This is a genomic window from Haloarcula sp. CBA1122, assembly GCF_009741785.1.
In the GTDB taxonomy this organism is placed as follows: Archaea; Halobacteriota; Halobacteria; order Halobacteriales; family Haloarculaceae; genus Haloarcula; species Haloarcula hispanica.
The window spans coordinates 1-12959 of sequence record NZ_WPCB01000071.1; the positions used below are offsets into that span (position 1 = coordinate 1).

The following is a 12959-nucleotide window of genomic DNA, read 5'->3' on the forward strand; positions in this document are numbered from 1 at the left end:
GCCGCCCTCGAGGACGTCGACATCGAGGAGGCCGTCGACCAGGCCGCTGCGGCACCGGTGCCGGCAAGCGGTGGCGCGGCCGCACCCGCCGAGGGTGGCGCTGACGAGGCCGACGAGGCCGACGAGGAAGCCGAAGAAGAGGCTGCCGACGACGGCGGCGACGACGATGACGACGAGGACGACGAGGCAAGCGGTGAGGGCCTCGGCGAACTCTTCGGCTAACTCGGTTCAACACAGCTCAGCTTTTCTTTGCGTGCGCTCGACTGGTGAGAGGCATCGCTACCGCTCGAATCCTGGGAGCCGTCGTATTGCCTGCCTTCGAAGTATCGTCCGACGAACAAGCGACTGCAGAAGGATGTCGACGCGGCTGTTTAGCTACCGAGTGTCACCGTGTCTGAGTCGACCGTAACCGGTGAGTCGTTCCCGGTCGCCCCCGTTTCGTCGACGTTCTTGAGATATATCTCACCCGTCGCGGTGTCGGCCACGGTGCCGCTCGCCGTTTCGTCGTACACGGTCACCTCATAGGTGTAGTAGCCGGGGTCGAGATCGACGTCGTAGCCCGCCCAAGCCGGGAACGGATCGGTATTGGTCAGGTCGCCGGTCCCAGCAGTGACCATCTCGGAGCCGGCGAAGACGGTCGACCCGTCGCTTTTGTTTTTGATTGTGAGGTTCACTTCCCGTTCGTCACCCACGGTCCCGTTATTGCGGACCTCCACGGTCATCCGCTGTGCGCCGCCGCGACGCTCGATTAGTTCTGAGGTGTTGTAGGTCTCCGCGCCGATGTTCACCGACTGCGTGTCGTTGACGACAACGTTCGACTCCCCCACGAAGAACGACAGTTCCGGGGACGTGGAGTTCGACGTTTCGATGTAGTAGGTGTAGTTGCCGCGACTGGTCGGCATATCAAGCGTAAACTGTCGGGTTTCACCTGGGTTGAGGTCCGCTGACATGGTTTTCGAGTCGATGTCGGTAAATGACGGACTTGTATCGTCGTTGTTTTTCGCACGGAGGACGACGGTATCTGTACCGTCCTGCTCGCCAACGTTAGTGACGTTGACAGTCGCCGTTGCCGTGTCGTCACTGTCAATCACGCTCTCGGCACGGACTGAATCAATCTGCATGAACTGTCCTTCCGTATCACCGACACGCACGTTCCCGCTCGCCTTCTGTTGCGTACCGGGGATAGATACCGTGTACGGATAGCTTTCCCCAGTTGCCTTTGAACTAGTCGGAAGGGTGAACGTGACGGTTTCGGTCTCTCCGGGTTCAATTGTCGTCGAGTTCGTCCCGGCACTGTTGCCATCAAAGCTGCTCTCTAGGGTAGCTTCACCGCTCTTTCCGCCGACGTTCATTACCTCAGCCGTCAGCGTTGCGTCGGTTGTCTCATCAACCCTGCTTGGGGCGTCGGTGTCGATGAGGTTGTACTCCGGACCCGTCTGTACGTCTTTTTCGATTGCGTTGACTGTGAACAGGACAACGGCATCGTTATAGTCAGGGTCGCCGTCATTTGCCGCGTTAGCTGGGTCTGCGTCCTCCTGTGAGAGTTCATAGAGGAGTGCGCGTTCCCCGTCGCCCAGTTGGAGATACCCCGTGTCGTTCACGCGGCTTCCGAGCGTATCCTGAATGTCTCGCTGGTACCACTGTGCTTGCTCGAACGCTGGAAGCTCGTCGCCGTCGTTCAGGATGACGAGGTTCTGCTGGTTCTGTGTCTGGCTGACAGTGGTCGTGTCGTATGTATCCCAGTCACTACAGTACTTCGTGTCATAACCAGCCAGCTCAATCGAAGGAGAGGTGTAGGAATACCTGTCACAGCCGTAGGACTTTGCAAAGACTGAGATCTCCGTTCCGGGTTCGAACGAATCGGAGTAGTAGTACGGGTTCTCGTGTTCGTCAGAGATGAGGCGCTGCTCCGCGTGCGGACCATTGATGTCGCCGTTCTCGTACCCCCGCCAGAGTCCGATCGACTGTGGGTCGGACCCGTTGTCGACATATAGTGACATCTGCACGGGTGCATGGTAGATGTAGTTCCAGCGATTTGAGAAGCCTTCCAGGTCCGCACCCTTCAGCGCAACCGAAGCATTGACCGACTGCTGTATCGTGATCGTCGAGCCGTTCCCTTCGAGCAGCGAGTCCGGCTCGACGGTCAGCGTCGACTGTCGCGACCGGTTCGCCGTCGAGAAGGTTACCGAGTAATCCCCGGGTTCGGTGGGCGCCGTGACGGTCCGATTGAGCGTGACGCTCTCCCCGGGGTCGAGCCGTTCGTCCTCCGCAATGTGGGTCGTTCCGTTGTACTCGACGCGCAGTGTTTGCTTTCCTTCGGTTCCGCCGGTGTTCGCGACGGCGAACTTGATATTCGTCTGGTTGTTCGGTGCGACGGGGTTCTGTACGTCTACAGCGGTGATCTCGTACAACGGCGGCGACGATGAACCGACGACGAAGGACCCTGACCCGGTATCGTCCGGTGTCTCGACGACATAGGTGTACTGCTGTGGTGACCCGACTATTAGCGGGCCACTGGTCACTGAAGCGGTCCCCGACTCAGTGCCTCGGCGAGTCCCGTTGAGGGTGAGCGTCGTGGTCTTCGACGCAACAACGCTGCCAGACGCGTTCTCGATACGGACCTCGACATCGGTGGATTTCCGAATGTCACCAGTGTTTTCGACCGTTGTGTCAACGGTCGCCGTATCCCCACTTTGCAATCCACCCGGCGGCGAAACGGACGCTATCTCGAACACACCTGCATCACCGACGATGAAGTAGTGTCCGTTGTCGTTGTGTTGTGAGTATGTATCATCCTCTGTTTCGACTTCCAGGTCGTACGTGCCGTTCTCCGACGTTGGCATTGACGGCCCGAAGTCGATTGTTCGGCTCTGTCCAGGGCCGACCAGCACGCTTCGCGTCGCGCTTTTCGACCCGTTGACGCGGAAGACGACCTCCTGATCTGCCGTCATTTGCCCAGTGTTCGTGACTGTGACCTCAGCCGATGGGACCTGATTCAGCCGCGCTGTTGCCGGAATCGAATTGCTGGTGACATCCAGTGACGGCGTTCCGTGGACGGACGTATACTTGATGACTTTGTAGTCTTCGTCCTGCTTTGACTCCACAGTGAAGTTGTGTGGCGTCGCCGACGAGACGCTCACCGACCGACTCACAGTGGTCGATTCCCCGCCGATGAGGGTCATTGTCTCCTCCACCTCGCTTGGTGACCCCGACTGGTTGTGCTTCAGCGTGATATCCTGTGTATCTTCTAAGCCTCCGGTGTTCCGGACCGTCGCTGTCACGACTGCTTTCCCAGGGTCTGACGGGTCCGGCTTGACCGTGACACCCTCAACTTTGAACTTCGGGTTCGTCACGTCGCCGAGTGCAAAGCGTATGTGAACGCTCTCTCCCGGCTTGACAGACGCCGGGGTCACCTCAACGTACTGATCATCGTAGGTGCTCCGTGCCCAATCTGCCCAGGCGCGGGCATAGCTACTGTTTTCGATAGTCAATGTCGCGTTGGCGACTTGCGACGGAGTACACTCATAACTGGGTGACGAAATTGAACCGGTTCGCGCGTCCTCGTAGGACGCGTCGGTGAACAGGGCCATCTGCAGTGCCGCTTCGTGCGACCGCTTGGCCGTCGCGTTGGATTGAATGGCAACCGAACTCCCCTGGATCTGCTGTCCGGAGATATTTGCGAACGATACCGACAGTGCCCCTTCGTCGTAGTTCACTGCTGGGGGCGACGACATCGTTGCGCCCGACTCGGTCATCCGCCACACACCCCCGCCCTGATAGCCGACCTGTTGGCCGTTCTTTTGATACCGAATCGTCTGCAGCGAGCGGTTCCCCGTCGAACAGGCCGAGCGTCCGTTCAGCGTCAGATTGTATGCCGCGTTGCCAGAAACGGCGACGTCAGACCGAACCCGGTCTGGGATCTCGACTGATTCGTTGGTGTCTGACCGCTGGAAGCTCTGATCGACCGACAGCAGCACCTCCTCGGCGAGTTCGACGTTCGCGTCGTCGTTGACATCTCCGATTGTCTGTTGCCCCACCTGAACGATCAGTACAGCACCAACAATGACGGCGCTTGCCAACAACACCACACCCAGAACATGCGATACACCCCGGTCTCCAGCCCCCCGGCTGCCCCACTCGAACATACTTATTTACATACCAACTATTGCACATAAGTTTACTGTTTCACCCATACTAATAACGGTTCTATCGGTGACCTACTGAGGTTAAACAGCAGGTATTCCCTCTAACGGGACCTACCAGCGGTATACACTACCGGCACCGTGTGTCGAATTCCGGAGCCACTGACATTACAATACCCTCCGGAAATGTCATATATTAACCAAGATTGCTATGCCATATGTTGGAACGCTTGTGATATGTGACAACACTAAACAAGATTTAGTTGACTGAGGTTCCTTATTATTCGTATACGGTGGACTGGACGGTACTTACGTAATGCGAATTGAGCCCCAACTTGACCTTTTAATTGAATCCGGCAGCAACGGGTAACGGTTGGTTTAGTAATGTCTCTAGCTGGTTTTTCTCCTAATATCTTGGTTAGACAGTATTGTGCCCTCGATTGTGTGGTTTATTATAGAATCTGCCGGGCTACATCCCAAATCAGCCTACCTGTGTCGTCGATCTCTCATCCACGACGGTAAAATAAGGATGGACTCGCCGGGATTTGAACCCGGGGCCTCTCCCATGCCAAGGGAGTGATCTACCCCTGATCTACGAGCCCTTGCGTGCATTGTTTGCTTCCCGATGGGATTGCTTAAACCCATCGAAGCACCGGGACATAGAGAACCGGCCCCACGGTCTCGGTTAGGCCAGTACTACATCGGCCTCGTGGAGTGCATAGAAATCTGGTAATTGGAGTTACAGTACGGCCATAATGGCTATAACGACTGAGGCCATCCCTACAGTAATCTCAGTTTAGTGAATCAGGCTCATGAACCGTAGGAGAAACGAGACGCAGTCTAACGACCGGCGTGTCGGCCGGTCACTCTGGATCGAAGAGCACCGGCGCGGGCAGACGACGCTGGACTTCGCGATCGGTATGAGCCTGTTTCTGAGTGTCCTGATATTCATTTTCCTGTTCATTCCGGGGTTGTTGTCGCCGTTTTCTGCGGGGGTTCAGGAGGAGACAGTCACGACCGACAGAGTCGCCGATGGGCTCACAATGGGGATGCTCGGTTCGCCACAGCAGCCGTACGTCCTAGACGAACACTGTACTCGGGAGTTCTTCGCTGGGAACGCACCACCGTCAGGATGTGGCTACGAGTCAGGCGGGAGTGCGGAGGAACGGGTCGGGCTCGACCCGGCTCGGGAGAACGTGAACGTCACAATCCGGGGGAACGCGACGGCAACAGCGGCCTCCGATGAAACGCTCTGCTGGGATGGAGCAACTGAGGAACTCGTTGAAGCTAGTGGTAGTTGTGGGACGGTACTCACTACTGGTGGGAACCCGCCGACAAACAACGACGCGTCGGTCACTGCGTTGCGAGTGGTCTCGTTGAACGGGCAGGATGTCACAGTACGCGTGGTGATGTGGTAGCATGCGCGCGCAGGCACACACGCTCGAAGCCATCGTCAGCGGCATGCTGTTACTCGCGAGCCTGGTGTTCGCGCTGCAGATGACGGCGGTGACGCCGCTGTCCGCGAGCACGTCGAGTCAGCACATCGAGAACCAGCAGCAGGCAATCGGCCACGGCGTCCTCGCCTCCGCGGCGGCAGAAGACGCACTGAAACCGGCTGTGCTCTACTGGGACAACAGCACGGCGCAGTTCCACAACACGGCCGGCGGTCGGGAGTACTACACGAACGGGCCGCCGGACAATCGATACGGGGAGTTGTTAGAACGCGCGTTCGACCAGCGGGGAATCGCGTACAACGTCTATCTCAGGTTCCAGAACACGCAGGAGCGAACCGTCACGACACGATACATCTACAGCGGCGAACCGAGCGACAACGCGGTGCGTGCGAGCCACACAATCACGCTCATGGACGACGACCACCTGCGTGATGCGGACGGGACGCGCAACAGCACGCGGCTCGGTGACCCAGCGACCGATTATACGGTTTCGGACACTGGAAAGAACGTCTACAACACGGTCAGCGTAGAGGTGGTCGCGTGGCGCATCTGAACGACGACGACCGCGGACAGATAATCCTCATCGCCGCGTTGGCCCTGGCGGTGACGTTCATCGGGCTTGCGCTGGTCGTCAACTCCGCGATCTACACGCAGAACCTCGCGAGTCGGGGCGAGGTCGCCGGGAGCAACGACGCGCTGGAGATGCGGGCGATGGTGGAGACAAACGTCGGGGGCGGCATCACCGCGGCGAACAGGTACAACTACTCGACCCAAACAACACTCGAAACCGGTGTGCGTGAGAGCATCGGGACCGTCAGTACACAGACGGAACGCCAGCGGGTCACGAGCGGGACGCTGGTGAACGTCACACTCGCCGGCCCGCCGACCTACGGCACGCGGATCGCCCAGACCAACACGTCATTGTTCGAATCCGGCGAGGCGACACCGAGCGCCGATTGGATGGTCAGAGAGCGGGTCACGCGCCCGGGTGACGGAACGAACGCGACCAGACGGTTCGTCATCAACGCGACACAGCTCCCCAGTTCGGGAAGTGAGTTCGTCGTCGTAGCGAACGGCACCGGCGGCAACCCGAAATGGACGATGCGGGTCTGGGGTGACGTCGGACCCAGCGGGACGGTCAACGTGGAAGTCGACACACCGAGTGGCACACAGACGTGTGCTGTCCCTATCGAGGAGCCGTACGCCCACATCGACGTGACCGGCGGAACAGTCCAGGGCGAGCCGTGTCTCGCGCTCCAGGGCGGGAGCTTCGACGGGCGGTTCGCTCACGGTGTCGGCGACGAATACAACATCAGCTACGAGTCGGGCGACCAGATCAGGGGGAACTACTCGATGGTTGTCCGCGATAGCAAGCGGGCCTACACGCTCGATACAGCGCCCGCGTCGCCGTTCAGTACGACCGCAATCTACGATGTGACCGTCCGCTACCGCTACGACACGTCGAATCTCCGGTACGAGGCAAAGATACGGGTTGCCCCGGGTGAGCCGGATGCGTCGTAACCGCGCCGTCTCGACGACGCTGAGCTACACGCTGAGCCTGGCTATCGCCTCGATTCTGGTGTCCGGGCTCCTCATTGCCGGCGGCAACTTCGTCGAGAATCGGCAGGAGCAGGTCATCAGGGACGAACTCGAAGTCGTCGGACAGCAGGTCGCCGCCGACATCGCCCGTATCGACCGGCTGGTGGTCGCTGCCGACGACGACCCGACTGCGCGGCTGAATCACACGTTCCCGGCGCGGGTGAGTGGAACCGGCTACCGGGTTTCGATTGACGCCGGCGCCGATGAACTCGCGCTCGAATCGACGTCGCCGGACGTGTCGGTGACTGTGTTGCTCAAAACCCGGACAGACCTAGGGGACTCCAGTGCTGGCGGCGGTGTTATAACCGTGTTCTACGACGAATCGAACGATCAACTGGAGGTGCGAGATGGCTGACCGCGCCGTAAGTGAGGTGCTGAGCTTCGCCCTGGTGTTCAGCCTCATCGTGGCATCGATAATACTCGTCTCAGTGAGCGGGCTGGGGGCGTTACAGAACGCTCGGGACGCGGAGCAGATGGAGAACGCCGAACGGGCATTCGACGTGCTCTCCGACAACATCGCGGACCTCCACAAACAGGGCGCGCCGAGCCGTGCGACGGAGGTCAGCCTCGGTGAAGCCACGCTCAGGACGGGCGAAAACACAACGATATCGGTACAGGTCCACGACGGGACTGCCCCCAAAGACGTCGGGACCTGGGAGATACGACCGATCATCTACGCCGGCAGCCAGGAGCGAGAGCTCGTCTACGAGGCAGGGGCAGTGTATCGGACGAACCGGGACAGCGGAATACAAAAACGGACGCCACCGATACTCGTCTCAGACGACCGCGTGCTCATCACCGTGGTCGGCACGACCGCCAGTGGCCAGCAGAGCCTGGGCGGGTCGACGGTGCTCGTCCGGACGAACCACCGGAGCAGCAACGTCTCGTTCGCCGATACCGGTGGGAACATCGAACACGTCAACGTCAGTGTCGACTCGACTCCACAGCGCGAGGCACTCTGGCAGTCGTACTTCGAGCAGGAAGGGTTCGCCTGTGGGGCCGACGGCTGGTGTAACTTCACGTCGTCTTCCGGCGGCATCCAGCGGACGTACGTCGTCTACCACGACATTGCGGTCGACATCGACCAGTAGCCGGTCGACTACCCGCTGGTCACGTTGATCCGGTTCTTCGAGACGTGGAGGTACGTCAGCCGGATGATGTTCGTGTTCTTCGGGACGGCCCGCTCGTTTCTGAGCGCCCGGTCGTAGTGGACCAGTCCGCCGTTATCCACCGTGACTGACCCGGCGACGAGGCCGCCGTACAGCTCCGCCTTCTTGAGTGAGACGCTGCTGGCACCGACGCCGCCGGCGGGTGCGTAAATCACGCCCTCGAACTGCGGAGTATCGGTGTCCCCCTCGATGACGGCGTCGAAGTCCGACTGACCGTACACCCAGAACTGCTTGGAGTTATTGGCGTTGTCGATGTTGACGTCCCCGGTGCGATAGATGTGGAAGTGGTGACCGCTGGCGGACGTCGCCTCGCCTTTGACGTAGAGGCGGACTTTCCCGCCACCGTTGACTTTTATCTGCCCGTTGTTCTCGATGTAGACGTAGTCCCGGACGGCGATGGTCACGTCGTCACCACCAGTGTTAATCGTCAGCGTCTCGCCGCTCAGTGTCAGGTCTTCTAAGTAGTAGGTGCCTGCGCCCAGCGTCTGGTCGCCGCTGTCGAGCTGGTTCCCCGAAATACTGCTGGTCGCGCCGTTGTCATTGGTATCGCTTGCGTTGGCGACTCGCCGGTTCACCAGGCCGTCGATAGCGCCGGCTCCCTCGACGCCCGAGATCTGTCTGACATCGCCGTTGACAGTGCCCTTGATGTGCTTGGTAGTCGAGTACTCCACGTCACGGGTGACGACGCCGCTTCCCTTGACTTCGACACGGTCACCGGATCGAACGGAGCCGTCCACCTCGCTGTTTCCTTTCACGTACACGTCACCGGCTGTGGTGATCGTTCCGAACGACCCCCGTGAGGTCGAGTAGTCGCCGACAGACGAGTTGTAGCTGTCCGTTCGAGCGGGGTCGGTACCGCTACCGGAGAGCGTAATCTGTCCGCCGGCGGACGTGGCCGCGACGGCGCTCGTCACTTCTCGCGGCCCCGTCGGCACGACCAGCGTCGTGGTCACGCTGTCGTTTTCGTGGTCGTAGTACGCGTCACCGTCGGTCCGCTCTTCGAAGTAGCGCCCCCATGACCGGTAGTACTCGCTCTGGACGGTGATGTTGACCGTCCCGGTATCCAGCGGATTGATGTTCCCAGCTGCCTGGTCGGGATACACCTGCGTCGTGCCGTCCTTCGAGATGCTCGCCCGTGAGCCAAGCGACCGGTCGCCACGGACAGTGATGAGTGGGAGCGTCAGCGTCGCGTCGCGGTAGTAGAACTCCGGCGGTGAAACCATGACACTGCCGCTGTCGGAGCGCCGCCACACCCCGCCGCCCTGATAGGCGACTTCCTGGTTCCCGTTTTCGTAGACAACCGCGCCGAGGCGCTCGTCCATCAGCGTGACGGTGGTCGGGGGCGAAGCAGAGTGGTTGGTGATATTGACGGTCATCCGACCGGCAGTGTCGTCGATTCGGTACGTGGATCTGTCCGTCCCGACGAGAGACACCCGCTGGCTGTCGGCGTTCCCAAGCGCCACCAGGGCCGCCTGGGAATCCAGTTGGGTCATCCCCGTCTCCGCCCGGGAGACGTCGAGCCCGGCCTCAGTATCGACCAGCGCCGTCGCTCCCAGGCTGACAACGACGCCGGAACCGACGATGACGAGACTGAGAACCAGTATCAGCCCGAGCGGGGCTGATTGTGCCCGTTGCTGACCCCGACCCTGACCCCAGGGGAATCGCATTATCCGACAGTAGTTATCACAGCTGATAAGGCTGCTGGCCGTCCCGTCAATAGTCGCTACCAGCGACTGTCTATGGCAGCCACAACAAAAACCGACCGACGCTAAGTGCTACCATTTCTGGTAGTGATGAAGTGAGGTGTGTCGGCGGTCAATTGGACGTGATGTTGACGTCGTTCGTCGAGATGTGGAGATAGGTGATCGCAACCACGCTCGTGTCTTTGGGAATTGTACGCTCTTGTTTGAGTGCCCGGTCAAAGTGGACTCTGCCACCCTTTTCCAGTTCGACTTGGCTGGTGACCGCACCGCCGTAGAGTTCGCTCTTCCATATCTCGAACCTGCTCGTTCCGGTCTTTCCCCCCGGCGCGTAGATGACGCCAGTGACTTTGGACTTGTCTGACCCTTTCTTCTCCATCCGGGCCTGGAGATTATCTTTGCCGTAGATCCACACTTGCGTCGACCGCTCACTGACCGCCCCGGTTGTCCTGATCTCACTCGCCCGTGTGAAGAAGTGATAGCCGTCAGCGCTCCCGCCCGACGCGGGCGACTCGCCTTTTACGTAAATCTTCACCTGATTCGGGCCGGACACCGTGATATCGTTTCCGGTGTTGAGGCTCACGTAGTTCTCGACGCCAATGATTACGTTTCCACCAGTCGTGTCGAACTCCACGTCGTCACTGAGGTCGATTCTGTCGACGTGATAGCGGCCCGCGGACAGGGTCGTCGTCCCCTCGGTCCCGTCGATGACGCCGTCGTCGGCTATCGTTCCCCCGTTATCGTTCGACGACGATAGGTCGTCGACCTGTGTGTCGACATGGGAGTTGATATTGGTGGTATCACCGAACGAACTGATCTGCTCGTCGGAACAAGAGCCGGAACACGCTCCGTGTTTGTCGTCGAATGCGTCCGCCCATTCTACCCGGTCACCGTTGAACGTCATCGAGTTACTACTGAATTCGACGCGACCGCCCGAGGTGATGTTTCCATTCAGTTCCGCACTCCCGGTGACGATGACATCACCTGCCGTCGTGAGATCGCCGCCGTCACCGGCCTCGGAGGCGTCGTACCCGTCCCCGTCTGCCGAGGTATAGCTGTCGGTAAATGCATCGTTCCCGCTCAGTTTGATCGACCCGGAATCACTCGTCGCGGCGACGGCGTTCCGGACTTTTCGCGGCCCTGCAGGGACCTTGAGAACGATCGAAACACGACTGCTGTCGGGGTGGTACGTCACATCACCGTCCGTTCGCTCCTCGAAGTACCCGCCCCACGCGCGGTAGTACTCGCTCTGGAGGGTAACGTTGACTTTCCCGTCTTCCAGCGGGTTCGTGAAGTTCGCGTTTCGCGTGGTGTTCGGAAAGTGCGACGTTGTTCGGTTGTGGGTGATCGACGCGCGGTCTCTGATTGTCCCGGACCCGCTCACTGTCACCAGGGGGAGCGTCAGCGTCGCGTCCCGGTAGTGGAACTCGGGCGGGGACACCATCACCGACGTTCCGTCACCGCTGGACCGCCAGACGCCGCCGCCCTGATACGCGAGTCGCGTCTCGTCACTGCCGTGATACGCCACCTCACCCATCGATTCGTTGAATACGGTCGTCCGACTCCCGGACGTTGTATTCTGATAGGAGACGTTCATCCACCCAGCGTCCTCGTCGATACGATAGGTGCTCGAACTGCTCGCAGGAAGTGAGACCTGCTGTACGTCCGTCTGTCCCAGTGCCACGAGCGCGGTTTTGGAATTGAGTTCCGTCAGCGACTTTTCCGTTCGTTCCGCGTCGAGTTGCGTCTGCGTGCTCGTAATTGCGTCAGCACCCAGTGCGACGACCGCCGTCGTCGATATAATCATCACCGCAAAAACCAGCGCTAGCCCGAGCGGAGCACTCTGCCCGCGACTGCCGAGTCTCCGCCCTGCGCTACCCATACTACGCATATCTACTCTAACAACTCACTTAAAGAAGCAGGGCGAGTTATCAATCGTAATACTGTGAAGCCGCTCGGCTGTGAAACGGGTTTCGCGGCTATCCTCGTTTCGAGACGCGACCGGGAAGCGGAACGGTTTAGTCGCGCCCTCTCAGACAGGGAGATGGGAACAGCACGACCGCAAATCTGACTCGCTGTGGACTTTCACAGCTCGGGATTGCGGCCGTGTTCGGCACTGTACAGTGCCAATACGCCTCGTAACGAGAGCGGTTCGTGCGGTTCCAACCAGATTACAATGGCACGAATGCATACACGCCGTCGCGGTTCGTCCGACTCGGACAAACCGGCGGCAGACGAACCCCCGGAGTGGAGCGACGTCGACGAGGACGCCATCGAAGAGCGCGTCGTCGAACTGGCCGAACAGGGCCACTCGCCCAGCGAGATCGGCCTGAAGCTGCGCGACGAGGGCGTTCAGGGCACGCCGATCCCTGACGTCTCGCTCGCGACCGGCAAGAAAGTCACCGAGATCCTCGAGGAGAACGAAGCTGAGCCGGACCTGCCGGAAGACCTTCGGAACCTGCTCGAGCGGGCCGTCCGCCTTCGCGACCACATGGACGAGAACCCCGGTGACTACCAGAACAAGCGTGCGCTCCAGAACACGCAGTCGAAGATCCGACGCCTCATCGACTACTACCGCGGTGACGAGGTCGACGAGGACTTCACCTACAGCTACGACAACGCCGTCGAAGCGCTGGGTCTCGAATAGATGTCGGCGACCGGTCGGGAACCGACGCCAGCCACGTCGCCCGGTGACCTCGCCGGGTCGCTGCGGGAGGCCGCCTTTGTGCGCCTCGTCAGCGACGCGACCGGCGAGGCGCTGGCTGCGACTGGCCTGCTGGCGCGGGCGCTCGGTGACACGCCGTTTCAGGCGAGCGTCGTCCGCCCGTTCGAGGACCCCGACCGGACCACGGAGTCCGATATCACTGTCGCCATCGGTCGTACGCAGCCGACTGC

9 protein-coding genes, 1 tRNA gene and 2 pseudogenes are annotated in these 12959 nt (G+C 60.2%); 8 read left to right on the top strand and 4 right to left on the bottom strand.

All coding sequences use genetic code 11. From position 1 onward, the window contains the following. A pseudogene (locus tag GJ630_RS18045) lies at positions 1-222 on the top strand (50S ribosomal protein P1); the annotation flags it as partial. A gap of 149 nt (positions 223-371) precedes the next feature. Here the strand turns inward: GJ630_RS18045 and GJ630_RS18050 are convergent. Together GJ630_RS18050 and GJ630_RS18055 are read right to left on the bottom strand one after the other, a co-directional pair. Further along, positions 372-4145 (bottom strand): hypothetical protein, encoded by a 3774-nt coding sequence (locus GJ630_RS18050; RefSeq protein WP_191450612.1) that lies wholly within the window; start codon positions 4143-4145, stop codon positions 372-374. 527 nt (positions 4146-4672) lie between these two features. Next, positions 4673-4744: transfer RNA gene (locus GJ630_RS18055), tRNA-Ala, on the bottom strand. Between the two features lie 210 nt (positions 4745-4954). Here GJ630_RS18055 and GJ630_RS18060 point away from each other — a divergent pair. The 5 genes from GJ630_RS18060 to GJ630_RS18080 are packed head-to-tail and all read left to right on the top strand — an operon-like array spanning position 4955 to position 8286. Continuing rightward, a complete protein-coding gene (locus tag GJ630_RS18060; RefSeq protein ID WP_050036754.1) occupies positions 4955-5560 on the top strand; it encodes a hypothetical protein in 606 nt (201 codons plus the stop codon). Position 5561: 1 nt separating this feature from the next. After that, positions 5562-6149, top strand: coding sequence for a hypothetical protein (locus tag GJ630_RS18065; RefSeq protein ID WP_191450614.1), 588 nt, complete (start codon positions 5562-5564; stop codon positions 6147-6149). After that, positions 6137-7117 carry a hypothetical protein gene (locus tag GJ630_RS18070; protein WP_371727889.1) on the top strand — a complete coding sequence of 327 codons (981 nt, stop codon included), beginning with the start codon at positions 6137-6139 and terminating at the stop codon, positions 7115-7117. Before GJ630_RS18065 ends, GJ630_RS18070 begins: the two co-directional genes overlap by 13 nt. After that, positions 7107-7550, top strand: a complete 444-nt coding sequence (locus GJ630_RS18075) for a hypothetical protein (protein ID WP_008313095.1) — start codon at positions 7107-7109, stop codon at positions 7548-7550. Before GJ630_RS18070 ends, GJ630_RS18075 begins: the two co-directional genes overlap by 11 nt. After that, positions 7543-8286: a hypothetical protein gene (locus GJ630_RS18080; RefSeq protein WP_151103563.1), complete on the top strand. Its 744-nt coding sequence runs from the start codon at positions 7543-7545 to the stop codon at positions 8284-8286. Before GJ630_RS18075 ends, GJ630_RS18080 begins: the two co-directional genes overlap by 8 nt. An 8-nt stretch (positions 8287-8294) precedes the next feature. Here the strand turns inward: GJ630_RS18080 and GJ630_RS18085 are convergent, their stop codons facing one another. Then, positions 8295-10031: a polymer-forming cytoskeletal protein gene (locus tag GJ630_RS18085; RefSeq protein ID WP_129755330.1), complete on the bottom strand. Its 1737-nt coding sequence runs from the start codon at positions 10029-10031 to the stop codon at positions 8295-8297. Positions 10032-10179: 148 nt separating this feature from the next. Beyond that, positions 10180-11871, bottom strand: coding sequence for a hypothetical protein (locus GJ630_RS18090; RefSeq protein WP_014040767.1), 1692 nt, complete (start codon positions 11869-11871; stop codon positions 10180-10182). A gap of 369 nt (positions 11872-12240) precedes the next feature. Between GJ630_RS18090 and GJ630_RS18095 the strand changes: the two genes are divergently transcribed. Both GJ630_RS18095 and GJ630_RS18100 read left to right on the top strand, forming a co-directional pair. Next, on the top strand, positions 12241-12711 hold the full coding sequence (locus GJ630_RS18095; protein ID WP_008313088.1) for a 30S ribosomal protein S15: 471 nt from the start codon (positions 12241-12243) through the stop codon (positions 12709-12711). Further along, a pseudogene (locus GJ630_RS18100) lies at positions 12712-12959 on the top strand (hypothetical protein); the annotation flags it as partial.

What these genes read in the sequence shown, in the direction of transcription:
- GJ630_RS18050 (WP_191450612.1), bottom strand. Translation starts at nt 4,145, where the DNA reads ATGTTCGAGTGGGGCAGCCGGGGGGCTGGAGACCGGGGTGTATCGCAT.
- GJ630_RS18060 (WP_050036754.1), top strand. Translation starts at nt 4,955, where the DNA reads ATGAACCGTAGGAGAAACGAGACGCAGTCTAACGACCGGCGTGTCGGC.
- GJ630_RS18065 (WP_191450614.1), top strand. Translation starts at nt 5,562, where the DNA reads ATGCGCGCGCAGGCACACACGCTCGAAGCCATCGTCAGCGGCATGCTG.
- GJ630_RS18075 (WP_008313095.1), top strand. Translation starts at nt 7,107, where the DNA reads ATGCGTCGTAACCGCGCCGTCTCGACGACGCTGAGCTACACGCTGAGC.
- GJ630_RS18080 (WP_151103563.1), top strand. Translation starts at nt 7,543, where the DNA reads ATGGCTGACCGCGCCGTAAGTGAGGTGCTGAGCTTCGCCCTGGTGTTC.
- GJ630_RS18085 (WP_129755330.1), bottom strand. Translation starts at nt 10,031, where the DNA reads ATGCGATTCCCCTGGGGTCAGGGTCGGGGTCAGCAACGGGCACAATCA.
- GJ630_RS18090 (WP_014040767.1), bottom strand. Translation starts at nt 11,871, where the DNA reads ATGATTATATCGACGACGGCGGTCGTCGCACTGGGTGCTGACGCAATT.
- GJ630_RS18095 (WP_008313088.1), top strand. Translation starts at nt 12,241, where the DNA reads ATGGCACGAATGCATACACGCCGTCGCGGTTCGTCCGACTCGGACAAA.